At 75.1% G+C, this 18,088-nt stretch carries 15 protein-coding genes and 3 pseudogenes; 12 read left to right on the forward strand and 6 right to left on the reverse strand.

The window, feature by feature from the left end; genetic code table 11:
* Positions 1-65: 65 nt before the first annotated feature.
* The 4 genes and pseudogenes from QMQ26_RS30775 to QMQ26_RS37595 all read right to left on the reverse strand — a co-directional run.
* Entirely contained in the window at positions 66-830 is a 765-nt protein-coding gene (locus QMQ26_RS30775; RefSeq protein ID WP_100839389.1) for an ABC transporter permease, read from the reverse strand.
* Between the two features lie 62 nt (positions 831-892).
* Entirely contained in the window at positions 893-1,324 is a 432-nt protein-coding gene (locus QMQ26_RS37590) for an ATP-binding protein DrrA1-3 family domain-containing protein (RefSeq protein WP_318552286.1), read from the reverse strand.
* Positions 1,285-1,845 (reverse strand): ABC transporter ATP-binding protein, encoded by a 561-nt coding sequence (locus QMQ26_RS30785; RefSeq protein ID WP_318552287.1) that lies wholly within the window; start codon positions 1,843-1,845, stop codon positions 1,285-1,287. Before QMQ26_RS30785 ends, QMQ26_RS37590 begins: the two co-directional genes overlap by 40 nt.
* A 370-nt stretch (positions 1,846-2,215) precedes the next feature.
* Positions 2,216-2,563: pseudogene (locus QMQ26_RS37595) on the reverse strand (glycosyltransferase); the annotation flags it as partial.
* Positions 2,564-3,605: 1,042 nt separating this feature from the next.
* Here QMQ26_RS37595 and QMQ26_RS30795 point away from each other — a divergent pair.
* The 6 genes from QMQ26_RS30795 (at position 3,606) to QMQ26_RS30820 (ending at position 9,317) form a co-directional block, all read left to right on the forward strand.
* Complete coding sequence (locus QMQ26_RS30795) at positions 3,606-4,538, forward strand: 3-oxoacyl-[acyl-carrier-protein] synthase III C-terminal domain-containing protein (protein ID WP_282203514.1); 933 nt, start codon at positions 3,606-3,608, stop codon at positions 4,536-4,538.
* Positions 4,539-4,692: 154 nt separating this feature from the next.
* A complete protein-coding gene (locus QMQ26_RS30800) occupies positions 4,693-5,061 on the forward strand; it encodes an acyl carrier protein (protein WP_282203515.1) in 369 nt (122 codons plus the stop codon).
* 5 nt (positions 5,062-5,066) lie between these two features.
* Positions 5,067-5,984, forward strand: a complete 918-nt coding sequence (locus QMQ26_RS30805; protein ID WP_282203516.1) for a hypothetical protein — start codon at positions 5,067-5,069, stop codon at positions 5,982-5,984.
* A complete protein-coding gene (locus QMQ26_RS30810) occupies positions 5,981-6,751 on the forward strand; it encodes a 4'-phosphopantetheinyl transferase family protein (RefSeq protein ID WP_282203517.1) in 771 nt (256 codons plus the stop codon). Before QMQ26_RS30805 ends, QMQ26_RS30810 begins: the two co-directional genes overlap by 4 nt.
* Before the next feature lie 9 nt (positions 6,752-6,760).
* Positions 6,761-7,642 carry a class-II aminoacyl-tRNA synthetase family protein gene (locus tag QMQ26_RS30815; RefSeq protein ID WP_100839384.1) on the forward strand — a complete coding sequence of 294 codons (882 nt, stop codon included), beginning with the start codon at positions 6,761-6,763 and terminating at the stop codon, positions 7,640-7,642.
* 4 nt (positions 7,643-7,646) lie between these two features.
* Positions 7,647-9,317, forward strand: a complete 1,671-nt coding sequence (locus QMQ26_RS30820; RefSeq protein WP_282203518.1) for a condensation domain-containing protein — start codon at positions 7,647-7,649, stop codon at positions 9,315-9,317.
* Here QMQ26_RS30820 and QMQ26_RS30825 read toward each other — a convergent pair.
* Positions 9,314-9,872, reverse strand: a pseudogene (locus QMQ26_RS30825) (MarR family winged helix-turn-helix transcriptional regulator). The gene QMQ26_RS30820 and the pseudogene QMQ26_RS30825 sit on opposite strands and share 4 nt — an antisense overlap.
* A 118-nt stretch (positions 9,873-9,990) precedes the next feature.
* Here QMQ26_RS30825 and QMQ26_RS30830 point away from each other — a divergent pair.
* The 3 genes from QMQ26_RS30830 (at position 9,991) to QMQ26_RS30840 (ending at position 13,528) form a co-directional block, all read left to right on the forward strand.
* Positions 9,991-11,508, forward strand: a complete 1,518-nt coding sequence (locus QMQ26_RS30830) for an MFS transporter (protein WP_282203519.1) — start codon at positions 9,991-9,993, stop codon at positions 11,506-11,508.
* A 225-nt stretch (positions 11,509-11,733) separates the two neighbouring features.
* Positions 11,734-12,429 carry an MIP family channel protein gene (locus QMQ26_RS30835; RefSeq protein WP_282203520.1) on the forward strand — a complete coding sequence of 232 codons (696 nt, stop codon included), beginning with the start codon at positions 11,734-11,736 and terminating at the stop codon, positions 12,427-12,429.
* Between the two features lie 145 nt (positions 12,430-12,574).
* Complete coding sequence (locus QMQ26_RS30840; protein WP_282203521.1) at positions 12,575-13,528, forward strand: DUF5996 family protein; 954 nt, start codon at positions 12,575-12,577, stop codon at positions 13,526-13,528.
* Here QMQ26_RS30840 and QMQ26_RS30845 read toward each other — a convergent pair.
* Positions 13,522-15,054: an ArnT family glycosyltransferase gene (locus tag QMQ26_RS30845; RefSeq protein WP_282203522.1), complete on the reverse strand. Its 1,533-nt coding sequence runs from the start codon at positions 15,052-15,054 to the stop codon at positions 13,522-13,524. The two genes, QMQ26_RS30840 and QMQ26_RS30845, sit on opposite strands and share 7 nt — an antisense overlap.
* A 321-nt stretch (positions 15,055-15,375) precedes the next feature.
* Here QMQ26_RS30845 and QMQ26_RS30850 point away from each other — a divergent pair, with 321 nt between their 5' ends.
* The 3 genes and pseudogenes from QMQ26_RS30850 (at position 15,376) to murQ (ending at position 18,072) form a co-directional block, all read left to right on the forward strand.
* Complete coding sequence (locus tag QMQ26_RS30850) at positions 15,376-15,834, forward strand: hypothetical protein (protein ID WP_282203523.1); 459 nt, start codon at positions 15,376-15,378, stop codon at positions 15,832-15,834.
* A gap of 98 nt (positions 15,835-15,932) precedes the next feature.
* The gene (locus tag QMQ26_RS30855) at positions 15,933-16,349 is read left to right on the forward strand and encodes a hypothetical protein (protein WP_100839377.1); all 417 of its coding nucleotides are present in this window, start codon (positions 15,933-15,935) and stop codon (positions 16,347-16,349) included.
* Positions 16,350-17,167: 818 nt separating this feature from the next.
* Positions 17,168-18,072 (forward strand): annotated as a pseudogene (gene murQ / locus QMQ26_RS30865) (N-acetylmuramic acid 6-phosphate etherase).
* The last annotated feature ends 16 nt before the right edge of the window (positions 18,073-18,088 follow it).

Here is an 18,088-nt window from a genome sequence, read left to right on the forward strand (position 1 = left end):
GGCACGGGAGTGCCGGGCCCCGCTCGGGTGCGTCCCGCCCCGGACCGTCCGGGGCGGTCCGGGGGTCAGCGGATGCGCTGGGCGAACAGCCGGGCCGACCAGGCCACCGCGAGGGCCGTCATCAGGCCGGTCAGCAGCAGGCCGCGCCACACCTCGGGGGCGTCCAGGTGCCCGGCGAACAGGGCCCGCATGCCCTCCACGGCCCAGTAGCAGGGGTTCCAGGACGCGGCGGTGCGCAGCCAGGCGGGGGCCAGCGCGATCGGCAGCAGGGTGCCGGAGAGCAGGGCCAGCGGCTGCGCGATGGTGTTGACCACCGGGCCGAGCGCCGCGTCGGTGGGCACCAGCAGGGCCAGGCCGTAGGAGACCGAGGACGCCATCAGCGCCATCAGCGCGAGCAGCGCCAGCGCCAGCAGCAGGTCGGTGAAGCCCACGGTCAGGCCGAACGGGATGGCCAGCACGGCGATCAGCACCGCCTGGATGAGCAGCGCGGTGGTCTCCCGCAGCGCCCGGCCGAGCAGCAGGGCGACCCGGCTGACCGGCGTCACCCGGGAGCGCTCGATCACGCCCGCGTGCAGCTCGCCGAGCAGGGTGAAGCCGGTGAACAGGCCGCCCATGACGGCCAGCGCGGACAGCAGGCCGGGCACGTACATCCGGTAGGCGTCGGCGGTGCTGTGCGCGCCGGACGCGGCCAGCGCGGAGGTCAGCAGCGGGGCGAACAGCAGCAGGTAGCACAGGGGTTGGAGCAGTCCGACGGCGATCCACACGGGGGAGCGGGCCATCAGGAGCAGTTGGCGCTGGTAGACCAGCCAGGTGTCGCGGGCGAGCTTCAACGGGGACCTCGGGGGCGTCGGTTCGGGACGGCGGTTCGGGGCGGCGGTTCCGAGCACGGGGGTCAGCTGTGGACCAGCGCGCGGCCGGTCAGGGCCAGGAACACGTCGTCCAGGCTGGGGCGCTGCAACTGGACGTGCTCGGGCTCGATGCCGGCGGCGGCCAGGGCGCGCAGCAGCTGCGGGATCGCGGTGGCCGCGGAGTCCACGTGCAGGCGCAGCCCGTCCTCGCCGGGCAGGGCCTCCAGGCGCCGCACGCAGGGGAGTTCGGCCAGGGCGCGCTCGGCGCCGGCGGTGGCCTCCGGGTCGGGCAGGCCGATGGTGACGGAGTCGCCGGCGATCTTCTGCTTGAGCTCCTCGGGGGTGCCCTCGGTGACGATGCCGCCGTTGTCGACGATGCCGATCCGGTCGCACAGGGCGTCGGCCTCGTCCAGGTAGTGGGTGGTCAGCAGCACCGTCATGCCCTGCTCGCGCAGGCGGCGGACCTCGGCCCACACCTGGGAGCGGCTGCGCGGGTCGAGCCCGACGGTCGGCTCGTCCAGGAACAGCACCCGGGCCGGTGGACGACGCCGAGCGCCAGGTCGAGGCGGCGGCGCTGGCCGCCCGAGTACGTCTTGCAGACCCGGTCGCCGAACTCGGCGAGGTCGAAGGCGGCCAGGCCCTGCTCGGCGCGCTGCACCGCCTCGGCCTTGCGGATGCCGTACATCCGGGCCTGCATGACGAGTTCCTCGCGGGCGGTGGCCTGGTCGGTGGTGCCGCCGCCCTGGGCGACGTAGCCGATCCGGCGGCGGACCTCGCCGGGCTCGGCGCGCAGGTCGGCGCCGGCCACGGTGGCCGCGCCGCCGTCGGGGACGAGCAGGGTGGCGAGCATGCGCAGCGTGGTGGTCTTGCCTGCGCCGTTCGGGCCGAGGAGGCCGTAGATCTCGCCCTCCGCGACGTTCAGGTCGATGCCGCGCACCGCGTCGACGGTGGCGGCGCCGCGGCGGGGCCGGAAGGACTTGCGCAGCCCCTTGGTCACGATCAACCCGGACTCCTGTGGTCGGTGGGTGCGGTTGGGTGCGGTCGGGTGCTTCGAGGGAAGCGGATGCTTCGAGGGAAGCGGGTGCTTCGAAGGAACGGATGCTCCGAGGGAGACGGATGCTCCGGGAGGCGGATGCTCCGGGGAAGCGGGGTGGGGGGCGGATGCCGGAGCAGACCCTAGGCCCCGACCGGGCTTCCCGACAATGGTCTGGACCAGGTGGCGGGGTGGTGCCGGTGCGGTGCGCGCGCGAACCGCTCCAGCCGTTCGGCGGCGACCACCGCGCCGCCCCCGCGCGCAGTTGACGCCCCAGCAGTTCGGCGGCGGAGCGGAACGCGGGATCGTCGAGGACGGCGCGCAGCGCCGCCCGCAGCCGCTCGGGCCCGGCGGTGGCGAAGTCGACCCGGACGGCCGCGCCCAGCGCGGCCAGCCGCCCGGCGGTCACCGGCTGGTCGTGCCGGATCGGGGCGAGGACCAACGGCCTGCCGTGGACGAGGGACTCGCCGACGGTGTTCATCCCGCCGTGGCACAGTACGGCGTCGACCGCCCCGCGCTCAAGCAGTTCCAGCACCGGAACGCGCGCACACCCGATCGCACCCGGCGGCAGCGGGACGTCCCCGGGCGCGGCCACCACCGCCTGCACGTCCGGAAGTCCGGCCAGCGCGGTCGCCGCCCGGCCCAGGAAACCGCCCGCGACCTCGGCGGACAGCGTGCCCATGGTGACCAGCACCCGGCGCCGCGCCGGGTCCAACCGCTCCCAGGGGAACGGCGGTTCGGGGCGCTCCGCGAGCAGCGGGCCGACCAGCGCGTACGTGTCCGGGACGGCCGCGGCGTCCAGGCCGAGCAGGGCGGCGCTGCTCGCGGCCAGCACCAGGCCGGGGGAGAAGCGCGGGTCGGCGTACTCCGCGGCGGGCAGCCCGGCCCGCTCCCACAGGCCGCGCAGCACCCCGTCCCGCCAGGCGGCCAGGTCACCGCCACCGCTGCCGCCGTCACCGCTGTCGCCGCTGCCGTCCCTCGACCCCTCGTCCGGCAGGTCGTCGTCCCACAGGTCACCGTCCAGCGGGTCGCCGATCTCCAGCGAGGACGGTGCGAAGCTCGCCCACGGCACGCCCGCGCCGTGCGCGGCCAGCGCGCCCGCCGGGCTGTGCTGGTCGGCCAGCACCACGTCCGGCCGCCACTGCTCGACGGCCCGCCGGACCGCGCTCAGGGTGAACCGGGTGTGCGGCACCACGAAGCCCTCCCACAGCGAACGCACCGCCGCCGCCCGCCCACCGCCTGCTCGCGGAACACCCGGGCACCGGTCGGGTGCACCACCGCGTCCGGCCCGAGCAGCGGGCGCAGGGCCGACTCCGGCCCCACCCAGGCCACTCGGTGCCCGCGCGCGGCCCAGGCCAGGGCCAGCGCCCGGCCGGCAGCAGGTGCCCGGCCAGCGGGGGCACCACGATCAGCAGGCGCAGAGGGGGGAGCGGAGGGAGCGGGGGCGTGGCGGCGGGCATGGGCGGTTCTCCTCGGAGCGGCGGATCGGGAGCGGGCTGGAGGGGGCACGGGAGCGTTGCTGGGAGGGCGCGAGGGCGGGCGGGAAGGGGGCGCGGGGCGGCCCGGCGGGGCCGGAACCGGCGCGGGCGCGGCGGCACCGGCGGGAATCCCGTACGAGTCGTGTGCAAACGAGGGAGAACTGGTACAGACCACAGGGGGAGGCCGGGAAGGAAGCGTCGGCGATCTCTTGTGCGGGCCGGTGAGGCGACGGAATACTAGCCCGCGTGACCGCTCTGGAGGCAGTCGCCGTCCACCTGCCGCCCGTCGCCGAACCGATCGAACTGGTCGGGGAACGCCTGGGGCTGACGGACCGTCAGATCAGACTGTTCCGCCGGTTCCACGGCCTGGACCAGGTCAGGGTGGACCCCGACGGCGACCTGACCGATCTGCTCACCGCCGCAGCGACGGCCCTGGCCCCGCTGCGCGGCAACGAACACCGCGTGAGGTACGTGCTGCACGCGCGCAGCCTGCCGATCGCGGCACCCTACCCGCACAACCCGCTGCACGACGTGCTCGGCCGTCTGGGGCTGACGCACGCCCGTGCCTTCACCATCACCCACCACGCCTGCGCCGGCTCCCTGCTGGCCCTGGACGTGGCCGGTCGGCTGCTGGCGGCAGATCCCGACCCCGAGGCGCTGGCGTTGATCCTGGCGGGCGAGAAGACCTTCACCCGGGACGCCCGCATCGTCCCGGACACCGCCCTGTTCGGCGAAGGGGCGGCCGCCTGCCTGGTGCGGGCCGGAGGTGAACGCGACCGCGTGCTGTCCTACGCGGTCGACCAGCACGGCGAGTTCGACGGGCGGCTCGCCGACGATCCGGAGCTGATGCTGGACTACCAGCGCAGCTACCCGGAGCTGATGGTGGCCGTGATGGAAGCGGCACTGGAGGAGGCCGGCGAGAGCTGGAACTCGATCCGGCTGCTGCTGCCGCACAACGTCAACCAGATCTCCTGGAAGCGGATCTGCCGCACGACCGGGTACCCGCCCGAGCGCGTGGTGCTGGACAACGTCCCGGCGGTGGGGCACAGCTTCGCCGCCGACATCCTGCTCAACCACCACACCGCCACCACCCGCGGCCTGCTCCGCCGCGGCGACCGCTACCTGGTCGCCGCGTCCGGGATCGGCGCGACCTTCGCCGCCATGGTGCTCCAGCACTGACCCGCGCCGACCCGCACCGCCCCGGAACCCGGGGACGGTCGGACGCCCGGGCCCGGCGGCACGGCGCCCCGCCACCGCCGCGCGCCCACGCCACCCAGTCCACCCGCCCGCACCCGCCGTCCCGCCGGAGTGCCGGCCAGATCAGGGGATCGCCATGACCGACTCCGCCACCGACTTCGCCGTGCCCGCAACCGCCACCGACGCCGCGGGTACCACTGATGCCGCCGCCGACGCCACCGATGCCGTCGACGCCGCCGTCGACCCCGAGCTGCGCGGCCGGGCCCTCGACGGCATCCTGCTGCTGCTGCCCCGGGTGCTCAAGCGCGAGCTGCCCGAGATCGGCGAGAACGCCTGCCTGTTCGACGAGGTCGGCCTGACCTCCGCCGCCACCCTGGAACTCATCCTGGAGCTGGAGGACCACCTCGACGTGCAGATCGACGTCGAGGGCATCGACCAGGACGACCTGCGCTCGGTCGGCACCCTCGCGGGCTTCGTCGCCGGGCACGTGATCGCCGAGGACTGACGACCGTGCGCGTCCGCGGACCGCTCCCCGCCACCACCCTGCCGCGCGCCGCCTCCCCGCTGCGCCTGACCGCCGCCCACGCCCTCGACCTGCCCGGCGACTCCCCGCTCGCCGCCGACCCCGACCTGCGCGTCTTCACCGCCGACCTGGCCCGCCCGTACGGCGTGGCCCTCGACGAGGACGCGCTGGCCGGGGCACGCGGCCAGTCGTACGCCGCGCTGGCCGAGCGCGCCATCGGCGCCCTGGTGGACCCGACCCGCCCGGTCGACCTGCTGCTGCTGGTGTACGCCACGCCCGACGTCCGACCCGGACAGGCCGTGGCCCTGCACCTCGCCGGGGTCTGCCCGGGCGCGCCGCTGTCCTTCGCGCTCTGCGACGAGGGCGCCGGCGCCGGGTTCAGCGCGCTGCGGATCGCCGACGCCTACGCCCGTACCGCCGGGGCCCGGCGCGCCCTGCTGATCGCCGTCGAACAGGCCGACCTGCACCACCGCCCGCACCGGCCCGCCCGGCTCCCGGACCGGCACTCCGCCGCCGCCCTGCTCTGGGAGGCCGAGCAGGAACCCGGCCGCCCCCTGCAAGAGCTGCGCAGCGCCCACGAAGTGACGGACCGTCAGATCGCGGACACCCTCAAGGAGTGGTGCGCCGACCTGCCGGAACAGGCCCTGCTGCTGCTCGGCCCCGGCCTGGCCGGAACCGAACCACCGGGCGGCCCGGAGACCCGGACGGCCCGTCCCGGCAACCCGTACACCGGCGGCTGGGCCGCGCTCGGCGCGGCGCTCGCCGATCCCCGGCTCGCCGGACGGCCGCTCGCGCTCGCCGACCACGAACCGGAGACCGGCCGCCTCGACCTCGCCCGCTGGGCCCCGGCCCCCGGCGCGGCCCCGGCGCTGGTCCCGGGTACGGGAACGGGGTCCGCCCGGTGACCGACATCTGGCTGATCCGCACCGACGCCGTCCTCCCCGGCGCCCTCGCCCTGCTCGACGCGGACGAACGCGCCCGCGCCGCCCGCCACCCCGACGGCCCCGCCCGCCACCGCTTCGTCACCGCGCACGCCGCCGCCCGGCTGCTCACCGCCGCCGCGGCCGGCCTGCCGCCCGACCGCGTCCGCTGGCGCCGCGGCCCGCACGGCCGCCCCGAACCCGACGGCCTCCAGGGCGAGTTGAGCGTCAACCTGAGCACCGCCGGCCCGTGGGCGCTGTTCGCCGTGGACCACTGCCACGAGGCGGACGGCGGCGGCATCGGCGTCGACCTGGAACCCGTCCCGGACGGCCGGGCCGCCGCCCGGCTCGCCGCCCGCTACTACCCGGCGGACGAACCCGCGCCCGACGCCGAGGAGTTCACCCGCCGCTGGACCCGCAAGGAGGCGTACACCAAGGCGTACGGCGGACGCCTCGCCGACGGGCTGCGCACCCACGCCGGACCGCCCGGCGACACGCCCGGCCCGCACCGGCTGCACGGCCCGCTCGGCCCCTGCACCGTCCACGACCTGCCCGCGCCCTCCGGCCACCGGGCCGCCGTCGCCCGCACCGGCACCCGCCCCGTCCGGCCACGCCTGCGCAGCTACCCGGAGCCGGAGCCGTCCGCCCACCCGGCAGCACCGGACGCGCCCGCCGCCCCGCAGCCCCCCGACGCACCCGCCGCGCCCGGCGACGACCACCGCACCCCCGCCGCCCGTCGGCCCCGACCCTGAGGCAGAGCCATGAGCACCCGCCACCCCGACGACGCCACCCCGCTGCCCACCGCCGCGCCCGGCGTCCAACTCCAGCCCGCCGCCTACGAGAAGCTGCTCGACGCGCTGCGCGGGTCGATCGCCCGGCTGGCCGCCGAGGAGCCCTTCGAGCGCCTGGTCGTGCCGCCGGTGATCTCCCGCGCCACCATCGAGCGGGCCGGTTTCGCCGCCTCCTTCCCGCACCTGCTCGGCACCGTGCACAGCTACACCGGCAGCGCCGCCGAGTGGCGCGGGCTCGCCCCGCTGATCGCCGAGTCCGGCCCCTGGCACGCCCGGCAGGACATCTCCGACCTGGTGCTGCTGCCCGCCGCCTGCTACCCCGTCTACGCCACCCTCACCGGCCGTGACCTGCGCGAACCCGTCCGCTACAGCGTCGAGGCGCAGTGCTTCCGGCAGGAGGCCACCGCCGAGCCCGGCCGGCTGCGCAGCTTCCGGATGGCCGAACTGGTCACCGCCGGCACCGCCGCGCACTGCCAGGAGTGGCGCGAGCAGTGGCTGGGCAAGGTCGCCGACTGGCTGGAGGGGCTCGGCCTCAAGCCCGCGGTCGAACTCGCCGACGACCCGTTCTTCGGCGGCGGCCGCAAGCTCTACCAAGCCGCCCAGCGCGCCCAGGAGTTGAAGTTCGAACTGCGCGTCCCGGTGGCCGACGGCCTGCCGCAGGCGATCGCCTCCGCCAACATCCACAAGGACCACTTCGGCGAGGCCTTCGACTTCACCGCCGACGGCGAGACCGGGAACACCGCCTGCACCGCCTTCGGCCTCGACCGGATCGCCCTCGCCCTGCTGCACACCCACGGACCCCGACCCGTGGACTGGCCCCCGCACCTCGGCACCGCCCTGAACGGAGACTGACGGCATGTCAGCCGCACCAGCCGGAAGCAACCCGGAGCCCACCACCCTCACCCTGCACTACCGCGCCGACGCGCCCGAGGCCGAGGGTCCGCTGACCCTCGGCCAGGACAACATGATCCGCTGCCTGCGCCACGACGAGCCCTCGCACATGAACAAGCAGGCCACCTGGTACGTCCCGCCCGGCGCCGAACTCCCCGCCTGCCTCGACGCGCTGCGCGCCCTCGCCGAGCGCCACGCCGCGCTGCGCACCGTCTTCCCCGGCCCCGCCGACCGCCAGCCCGAACGCCAACGGGTGCGCGCCGAAGGCGAGTTCACCGTCCGGGTGATCGCCCTCGCGGACGGCGAGGACCCGGCCGCCCGGGCCGAGGAGTACTGCTGGGACGGGCGGCGGCAGGCGTTCGACCTGGCCGAGGAGTTCCCACTCCGCTTCGCCCTGCTCACCCGGCACGGCACGCCGGTCCTGCTCGCCGTGGTCATCTGCCACGCCCAACTCGACGGCGTCGCCACCGGGTTGCTGTTCCAGGAGTGGCTGACCCTGGCGGCCGGCGGCACCCTGCCCGCCCCCACCGCACCCACCCCCGTCGAGGTCGCCGCACAGGAGCACTCCTCCTCCGGACAGCGCCGCACCAAGGCCGCGCTCCGACACTGGGAGCACATCCTGGCCGAGCAGCCCACCTCGGTGTTCGCCGACGACCGGATCGGCCCCAACGACACCCTGCTGCCCACCCTCGGCGTCCGCTCCACCGCCGGCGCGGCCGCCCTGGAGCGCGCCACCGCCCGTACCGGAGCCTCCCACTCGGCCGTCCTGCTGGCCTGTTACGCCGTCCTCGCGGCCCACCGGGCGGCCCGCGCCACCGTGGTGATGGCCGCGCTCTCCGCCAACCGGCACCGCCCCGGCCTCGCCGAGCACATCGGCACCCTCGCCCAGGACGCGCTGCTCGCCGTCGACACCGACTGCCCCGACCTGGACACCCTGATCGGCCGCACCCAGGCCCACGCCCTGTCCGGCTACTGGCACGCCACCTTCGACGCCGAACGGATCTGGCAGCTCATCGAGGACGTCGCCGTCCGGCGCGGCGCCCGGTTCGCCCGGCACGTCGTGGTCAACGACCTGAGCGCCACCGTCCCCGCCGAGATCGCCGCCGCCCGCCCGCTGCCGCCCGGCGAGCCCGACCTCGCCTGGTACCCCGCCGAACCCACCCCCACCCGGCTGATGCTCAACATCTGGCGCACCGCCGGCTGCCTCGAATTCACCCTGCACACCCACCCGGACGTCCTCGACCGCGAGGAGACCGAACTCTTCGCCCACGCCCTGCTCCGCCTGCTCGACCTCGCCGGCACCCGCACCGTGGCCCTCGGCCCCGGCGGCGAGATCGCCGCCCTCAGCGGCCTGCCCGCCGGCCGCCGGGAGAAGGCCCGCTGGCGGCAGGTCGGCAGCAACTGGGTCGACCTGGACGCCGTCGCCGACCTGCTGCGCACCGCCCTGCCCACCCTGCGGGACGTCGAAGTCACCTGGGAGGAAGGGGAGTTGACCGCCACCGCCGATACCGGCCCGGACCCGCTCACCCCCGAGCAGGCGCACGCCGCGGTGATGGCCGCCCTCCCCGGCCACGACACCGCGATGGCCCCGCAGCGCTACGTCCTGCCGCACGGCGCCGGCACCGGGCGCGGCTAGGCCGTCCCGCTGCCCCCGCTGTCCCCGCGGCCGTCGCGGCCCCCGCTGCCGTCGCCGGTGCTGCTGCCCGGCGGCAGCGGGGGCCGCTCGGCGAGGTGGGCGTCCATGGTGGAGTTCAGCTCGGCCATGAACTGCTCGAACTGCTCCAGCAGCCGGGCGGGTAGGGGACATCGCGGCGTCGAGGCGCCGGGCGAGCGGGCCGAAGAACTCGTCCGCCCGTTCCCGGACGTGCGGGCCGCTGCGCAGGGTGACGATCCGCCGGTCGGAGTGCTCGCGGGTCCGGGTGAGGTGCCCGGCCGCCTCCAGGCGGTTCAGCAGCGCGGTGGTGGCCCCCGTGGACAGCGAGATGCGCTCGCTCAGCCGGGCCGGTGACAGCGGGGTGCCGCGTTCCTCGGCGGCGGCGATCTCCAGGACCGCGGTCGCGTCGGTGGAGTGCAGGCCCAGCCAGGCCGCGAAGCGCCGGCTGAGCTCGGCGTAGTGGCCGCCGTAGATCCGCAGCCCCTCCATCAGCCGCTCGCGCCGCGCCGCGACCTCGTCGCCCATCGCTTCCGCCATCCGGGCCCGCCACCTTTCCTCTCTCCGGCCGGGCGTCCAGCCGCGCGGCCCGCTTTGACAACCTACCGCCACCAATTTACCTTCATGGTGTAATTACTTCACCATGGAGGTATCTGGCATGCGCGACCCGTCCCCGACCACCCGCCAGAGCGGCGGCCAGGCCGCCGAGCCCTACCGGTGGCGGTGGCTGATCCTGGTCGCGATGCTCGTCGCCGAGATCATGGACCTCCTGGACGCCTCGATCGTCAACGTCGCCGGACCGGCCCTGGAGGACGCCCTCGGCGCCACCTCCGCCGGCCTCCAGTGGGTGATCGGCGGCTACGCCCTCACCCTGGGCGCCGGGCTGGTGCTCGGCGGCCGGCTCGGCGACCGCCACGGCCGCCGCCGGATGTTCCTGATCGGCCTGGCCGCGTTCACCGCCACCTCGCTGCTGTGCGCCCTCGCGCCCACCATCGAGACGCTGATCGTCTTCCGACTGCTCCAGGGCACCGCCGGGGCGATGCTCCTGCCCCAGGGCCTCGGCCTGCTGCGGGAGAACTTCTCCGGGCCCGAACTCACCAAGGTCTTCGCGGTCTTCGGCCCCGTCCTCGGCCTGGGCGGCATCATCGGCCCCGTGCTCGGCGGCTTCCTCGTCGAGGGCGACTTCTTCGGCCTGGGCTGGCGCTCGGTCTTCCTGATCAACCTGCCCGTCGGCGTCGCGGCCCTGGTCATCGCCGCCAGGTTCGTGCCCAGGAAACCCGGCGACCGCACCGTCCGGGTCGACGTGACCGGCGCCGCCCTGGTCGCGGCCTCCTGCGCGCTGCTGGTGCTCCCGCTGAACCAGGGACAGGAGGACGGCCGGCCGCTGTGGACCTGGCTGTGCACGGCCGCCTCGGTGGCCGGGTTCGCCCTGTTCGCCGTCCAGCAGCGGCGCACCGCCGCCGCGGGCCGCGAGCCGCTGGTCACCCCCGGCCTGCTCCGCAAGCCCGCCTTCACCGTCGGACTCGGCGGCATCGCCCTGTTCTTCGGCGGACTGGTCGGCGCCCAGCTCGTCCTGACCCTGTTCCTCCAGCTCGGCCGGCACTTCACCGCCGGGGAGGCGGGGCTCGGCAACCTGCCGCTCGCCGTCGGCACGGCCATCGGCGGAGCCGTCAGCGGCGCGTTCCTCGCCGACCGGATCGGCCGCAAGGTGCTCCAGCTCGGCCCGCTGGTCCAGCTGGCCGGTGCGGCCGTGCTCTGGTTCGAACTGGACCGCCTCACCCCGGACTCGTTCTCGATCCGGGACATCACCCCCGGCGTGGCCCTGGCGGGCATCGGAGCGGGCATGGTGATCGCCGCCCTGTTCAGCTTCATCCTCGCCGCGGTCGACGACGACGAGATCGGCTCCGCCTCCGGCGTCCTGTCCGCCGTCCAGGCCCTCGGCGGCTCCATCGGCGTCGCGGTCTTCGGCTCGGTCTTCTTCGCCCCGGCCAGGACCGGCGACTTCGTCGGCGGATTCCACCGCGCCCTGATCGTCCAGGCCGTCCTGCTGGCGGCGTTCCTGGCCATCACCTTCCTCCTGCCCCGCAAGGGCCGCCCCGACGACGAACAGCACGGCGTCGACACCGCACCCCACGCCGGTACCGACGCCGATCCGGAGCGGCACCTCGCGGTGTGAGGCCCGCCCGGGTCGCCCCGGCTGAACCCGCCCGGGCGACGGTCGTCCGCGAGCCGCCCGGAGGCCGCGCCGGTCCCACGTGGCTCGGGCTTCACGGTGCCCGCCCGCCGGGTTGCGGACCGGCCGGTTCCGTGCGGGGCGCTACGGATGCGTCCGCCCGGCGACGCGCCGACCATGGACGGAGATCCCGCACCTGTCCGAAGGTGCGGCCGCAGGAGGTGAGACATGAGTAGGCGGGCAGTCATCTGTGAGTTCCTGGGCACGCTGCTGTTGGTGCTCTTCGCGGTCGGCGCCGCGGTCCTGGCCGCGAAGAGCATCGGCGACCTGGGCGTGGCGCTGGCATTCGGCTTCACCCTGCTGGCCCTGGCCTACGCGCTGGGCCCGATCTCGGGTTGCCACGTCAACCCGGCGGTCACCCTCGGGTTCCTGCTGGCCCGGCGGATCGACGTCCGCACGGCCGCCGCGTACTGGGTGGCGCAGTTCGCGGGCGGCATCGCGGGTGCCGCGCTGGTCTTCTGGCTGGCCAAGACCGTGCCGGGGGTGCAGACGCACGGGAAGATGGGCAGCAACGGCTGGGGCTCGCGCTCCGAGGTCGGCATCAGCGGTGGAGGTGCGTTCCTGGCCGAGGTCCTGCTGACGTTCCTGCTGGTCTTCGTGGTCCTCGCGGTCACCCACCGGCTCGCGGTCACCGGCTTCGACGGGCTGCCGATCGGCATCGCCCTGGCGACGATCCACCTGATCGGCATCCCGCTGACCGGCACCTCCGTCAACCCGGCCCGGAGCCTGGGCCCGGCCCTGTTCGCGGGCGGTCCGGCGCTGTCCCAGCTGTGGCTGTTCATCGTCGCCCCGCTGGTGGGCGGCGTCCTCGCGGCCGGTGCCCACCTCGTCACCCATCCCCAGCCCAACACCGCCGCTTCCTGACGGCACCCCGGCCCCGTCGGCCCTCCCGCCACCCGGCGGGAGGGCCGACTCCGTGCCGCCCGCCCGGGCGCGTCGGACGGGAGGCCCGCCCCCTGCGGTGAGGATGGTCAGCGGCCCCCGATCCCCCCTCACGCCGGAGCGCACCATGGAGCTGTTCCCGCCCCTGCCCCTGGAGTCCTGGCGGGACACCAAGGAGACACTGCACCGCTTCACCCAGGTCATCGGCAAGATCCGCCTGGCCGGCAGCCCCCGCCGCAACCACTGGTGGAACGTCCCCTTCCACCTGACCGGACGCGGCATCACCACCCGCCCCACCGGCCCCACCCGGGGCGGCGACGCCTTCACCATCGACTTCGACTTCACCGACCACCGCCTGTACGTCCGCACCCTCGACGGCGCCGAGGACTCCTTCCCGCTGACCGGCCGCTCCGTCGCCGACTTCTACCGCGACACCCTGCGCGCCCTCGTCCACCTCGACATCGACGTGCTCCCCGACCACCCCTACCCCTACGACCTGCCCGACGCGCACCGCCCGTTCGCCGACGACCACGAGCACCGCAGCTACGACCCGGCCGCCGTCACCACCTACTGGCACGTCCTCAGCCAGGTCGCCCTGCTGCTGGAGGAGTACGCCGCCGGGTACGCGGGCAAGACCAGCCCCGTCCACCACTTCTGGCACACCTTCGACCTCGCCGTCACCCGCTTCTCCGACCGCGAGATCGCCCAGCCCGCCGCCGACAGCGTCACCCGCGAGGCGTACTCCCGCGAGGTGATCAGCGCCGGCTTCTGGTTCGGCGACGCCGACGTGCCCGCCCCCGCCTTCTACTCCTACACCGCCCTCGAACCCGCCGGCCTGGACGCCCGCCCGCTGCACCCCGCCGCCGCCCGCTGGGCCCCGAACCGGGGCGGCCACCTCGCCCTGCTGATGTACGACGAGGTGCGCACCGCCGACGACCCGTGGACCACCGCCCGGCAGTTCCTCGACTCCGCCTACCGCGCCGGAGCCGACCTGGCCGGCTGGGGACGCGCCCGCGAGTGCCCCGGCGGGATCACCGACACCGAACTGCGCACGCTGCCCGACGGGGCCGAACGTCAGTAGAAGTGCCGCAACCGGGGCCACAGCCGCGACCACGGGGCGACCGTCCCCGCACAGAGCAGCACCGGCGCGTGCTGCTCCTCGTTCGCCACACCCCGGCCGTTGTCCACCTCGGCGACCCGCCGGCACCCGGTGAAGGCCCGCTCGACCTCCGGGTACGGCGCCGGGTGGACCACCAGCACGGGGCCGGTCGCCGAGTCCGGCGGCGGGCCCCAGTCGTAGAAGGACATGTGGCCCGAGTACACGGCGGGCAGGCCGTAGCCGCCCCCGTAGCGCACCAGCGCCCCCGCCTCGCCGTAGTCGGCGGCGAACACCACCGCCCGCCCGCGCTGCTCCGGCGGGACCCGCGCCCACCCTGCGGCGACCGCCGCCGTCAGCTCGGGCCAGCCCACCTGCTCGGCCGACTCCGGGTAGAGCCAGGAGACGGCCGACAGCCGGTCGGCGGGCAGCACCGGCAGCGTGATCAGCGAGTTGAGCAGCGCGGCCACCAGCAGCAGCCCCACCGTCCGGACCCGGTCGCGCCGCGTCCCGCCTCCGGTCCCGTCCCCGCCCTCCTCGGGCGGGCGTCCCCACAGCCGCTCCGCGAACGGACCGCACCCGGCCGCCAGCACCAGCAGCAGCGGCGGCAGCGCGTAGTACGGCTTGCCGCCGAGGGCCAGCACCAGCCCGCACAGCGCCAGGTACGCGTACCCCCACGGCCTGGCCCAGCGCACCCGCCGGTCCTCGCGCAGGCGGCGGAACCCGGCCAGCCAGATCGGGACCAGCACGGGGGAGAGGTAGACCAGCTGCATCGGGACGAAGGTCAACCGGCTGGTCAGCCCGTCCTGGCCGCTGATCCCCGAGGCGACGGTGAGCTGCGGCCAGCCGTGCACCGCCTGCCAGGACAGGTTCGGCGCCGCCACCAGCAGCGCCAGCAGCGCCCCCGCCGGCAGCCACCAGCCGCGCAGCACCGCCCGCGGGCCGGGAGCAGTGCCGCCACCGGGGCCGCAGCAGGCGATGGCGGGCAGCAGGACGAGCGCGAACAGCAGCACCAGGTCCTTGTTCAGCAGGGCGACTCCGGCCGCCGCGCCGATCGCCAACCACCAGCGGCGCTCCCCGGTGCGCAGCAGGCGTAGCACCAGGACGCCGAGCAGCGTCCAGACGAACAGGTCGAAGCTCGCCGTGCTCAGCACGTGCCCGAGGGCCAGCACCATCGCGGAGACCGCCGCCCCCGCCGCCGCCAACACCTGCCCGGCCCGGCGCGCCCCCAACTCCCTTGCGGCGAAGGCCGTCAGCACGATCGTCGCCGCGCACAGCAGCACCGCGACCATCCGCAGCCCGGCCGGGCCGTCACCGAACACCGCCGTGGACAGCCGGGCCAACAGCGGTGTCAGCGGCGGCTGGTCGACGTACCCCCAGGCCAAGTGCCGCCCCGCCGCCAGGAAGTACAACTCGTCCCGGTGGAACCCGTACCGTCCGGCCAGCGCCGCCTGCACCGCCACGACCGCGCCCGCGATCCCGAGCACCGGACCGACCGCGAAGCGCGCCAAGCCCGTTGCGCTCTCCCCCAGCTGTCCCGAGCCGTCGGCCGGAGCCGACCCGTCCCCCGCGTACCCATGCCGCGAGCCTGGCAGAACGGACCCGGCCCGCCCACCCGGGAGAACCCGGAGACCGCCCCGGGAAAACCCTGATGATCGGGAACCCGGCGCGGGTCCTGGAACGACCGGTGCCAGGAAGGACCGTCCGCGGCGATCCCCGGAACCCCGGCCGGCGGCGCGGGGGTTCCGCGCGATACGGCGGCGTTACGCGGCTGCGCCAGCATGGTCGGCGTTCGATCGATCATCAACGATCCACCTCAGACAGGGTTCCGCATGCACGTCCTCCGCCGAGTCCTCGCCGTGGTCGCCAGTGTGGCGCTGCTCGCCGGCGTCAGCCTGTTCGCGTCCTCCGCCGCGCAGGCCGCCACCTCCTGCTCCGGCACCGTCACGTACGACCAGACCGTCTCGCACGACGGCAGTGCCATCGGCGAGTTGGTCATCTACTACAACAGCAGCAACGGCGGCACCAACAGCGCCTGCTTCTACCACCGTGGAGCGTCCTACGGCGTCGCGGCGACGACCAGCGTCGAGATCTACCGGTGCCTCCAGAAGTCCGGTACGGGCGGAGGCTGCACCGTCGACGTCTCGTCGCGCGTCGACAAGGGGTCGTACGCGTACAACGCCGGACCGGTCGGCGTGACCGGCACGGCGAACTACTGCGTCTACGCCTACGGCTACGTCAACTGGGCCGGCCACGAGTACTCCGTGTCGAGCGGGACCCGGGGCTGCTGAGCCCCACGGCCCGCCCCGACGGGCCGACCGGAGCCCGACAGATCCGCATTTCCAACCGTGCCGAACCGCTGGGCGTTCGGCGCAAGAGAGGTATGTCCGTGCGCAAGAAGATCGTCTCCGTCCTCGGTGCCCTCGCGATGGCCGGAGCCGCCACCGTGATGACCGCGCCCCAGGCCTCGGCTCTCACCGCCTCGCCGACGGAGGTCTGCGGCCCCGGCTATAAGGTCGTCGACTCCGAACAGCTCATCAACCGCACCGTGTGGGTCTACCTGACCTACAACAGCTCCAACGGCTACAACTGCGTGGTCACCATCCGTGGGAACGGGGGCGACCCGGTGCACATGTCGGCCGACCTCACGGTCCAGGGCGGCACCCAGAAGACCGACACCGGCTACTACGGGTCCTACGCCGGCCCGGTCTACGCCTACGCCGCGGGCAAGTGCGTCAAGTGGGGCGGCTGGTTCAGCGACTTCGACCAGAGCGCGTACGAGAGCCCCTGGAGCCACTGCGGCTGACCCGCCGACGCGGCGGCCCCGCCACCGGACCCGGGTCCCGCCCCCACGGCGGTCCGGCCCGGTGGCGGGGCTTCGGCGCATGACGACGCATCGCGTCCGACACGGTCTCTGCCCGACTGATCATCTTGGAAGACGCCCTGAGGGCCGTCCCGCAAAGGCAGCCTGGCACGTGTACGAGGGCCGGAGAGACGTCACGCAGGTTGAGCTGTGGCTGGTCGACGACCACGGTGTCTCCACCCGTGTGATGAGCGGAACGCACCGGTGCCTGCTGGTTGACCGGGCCGGGGCCCACGAGGGCCACGACCCGGGCGGCCGGGGTCGGATCGACGTCCAGCTCGACGCCGATGAAACCCCCTGCGCCCGCCACCTCGGCGACACCGTGCTCGCCGCCCGGGAGGGGTGGGAGCCGCTCACGGGACGCACCGCACTTGAGCTGGACTTCACCGCGGGGACGGTCTGTTGCGAGAGTCGGACCGGCGACCCCCGCATCACCGCCCTCGACCGGCCCGAAGACCTGGAAGATCCTCCGCGACCGCCACCTCGAAGGCAACGGCGTCCACCACGCCGTGCGCGGCGTCGCCCACCTCCACCACCTCCTCCAGGCCGCGTGAGGCGGGCGACCACCGGGCAACGACCCGCGCCCGAGACGCCCGAAGACCAAGAACCGGCCAGCCCATAGGGTGGGCGCCGTGGCAGACATCCCGAATACCCCGCACACCCCGCACACCCCGCACACCCCGCACCCGCCGTCCGGTCCCGCCGTCCCCGCCGTCCCCGCCGTCCCGTCTGCGCCGGAGCGCGGGGACGGCTCGCCGCCGCTGGACGGGCTGGTGACCGAGGGGCGGCGGGACGGGGGTGCCGGGATCGACCTGCTGACGACGGCGGAGCTCGCTCGGGTGATGAACGCCGAGGACCGGACGGTGCCGGCCGCGGTGGCGGAGGAGCTGGACGCGATCGCGGCGGCGGTGGACGCGATCGTGGCGCGGATGCGGCGCGGCGGACGGCTGGTGTACGCCGGGGCGGGGACGGCCGGGCGGCTGGGGGTGCTGGACGCCAGCGAGTGCCCGCCGACGTTCGGCACCGCGCCCGGCCAGGTGGTCGGGCTGATCGCGGGCGGCCCCGGCGCGATCACCGCCGCCGTCGAGGACGCCGAGGACGACCGGGCCGCCGCCCTCGCGGACCTGGACGCACTGGGCCTGACCCCGGCCGACACCGTGGTCGGCGTCTCCGCCTCCGGCCGCACCCCGTACGCGCTGGCCGCCGTCGAGCACGCCCGGGCCCGCGGGGCGCTCACCGTCGCGCTGGCGGGCAACCGGGGCTCCGCGCTCGGAGCCGCCGCCGAGCACCGGATCGAGGTGGTCACCGGTCCCGAACTGCTGGCCGGTTCCACCCGGTTGAAGGCCGGGACCGCGCAGAAGCTGGTGCTCAACATGGTCTCGACCCTCACCATGGTCCGGCTCGGCAAGACCTACGGCGACCTGATGGTCGACCTCCGCGCGGGCAACGACAAGCTGCGCGCCCGCAGCCGCCGGATCACCGCCCTCGCCACCGGGCCGAACCCGCTGCCGTGGACGCCGCGTTGGCCGCCACCGGCGGACGGGTCAAGGACGCCGTCCTGCTGCTGCTCGCCGACGTGGACCCGGCCCGCGCGGCCGAACTGCTGGAGCACAGCGGCGGACGGCTGCGCGAGGCCCTGCGCGCGGCGCTGGACCGACCGCACTGAACTGACGGCACCGCAC

The sequence above is a fragment of the Kitasatospora fiedleri genome (assembly GCF_948472415.1).
Taxonomy (GTDB): Bacteria; Actinomycetota; Actinomycetes; order Streptomycetales; family Streptomycetaceae; genus Kitasatospora; species Kitasatospora fiedleri.

What these genes read in the sequence shown, in the direction of transcription:
- QMQ26_RS30820 (WP_282203518.1), top strand. Translation starts at nt 7,647, where the DNA reads ATGTCAGCCGCACCAGCCGGAAGCAACCCGGAGCCCACCACCCTCACC.
- QMQ26_RS30830 (WP_282203519.1), top strand. Translation starts at nt 9,991, where the DNA reads ATGCGCGACCCGTCCCCGACCACCCGCCAGAGCGGCGGCCAGGCCGCC.
- QMQ26_RS30850 (WP_282203523.1), top strand. Translation starts at nt 15,376, where the DNA reads ATGCACGTCCTCCGCCGAGTCCTCGCCGTGGTCGCCAGTGTGGCGCTG.
- QMQ26_RS30815 (WP_100839384.1), top strand. Translation starts at nt 6,761, where the DNA reads ATGAGCACCCGCCACCCCGACGACGCCACCCCGCTGCCCACCGCCGCG.
- QMQ26_RS30835 (WP_282203520.1), top strand. Translation starts at nt 11,734, where the DNA reads ATGAGTAGGCGGGCAGTCATCTGTGAGTTCCTGGGCACGCTGCTGTTG.
- QMQ26_RS30800 (WP_282203515.1), top strand. Translation starts at nt 4,693, where the DNA reads ATGACCGACTCCGCCACCGACTTCGCCGTGCCCGCAACCGCCACCGAC.
- QMQ26_RS30840 (WP_282203521.1), top strand. Translation starts at nt 12,575, where the DNA reads ATGGAGCTGTTCCCGCCCCTGCCCCTGGAGTCCTGGCGGGACACCAAG.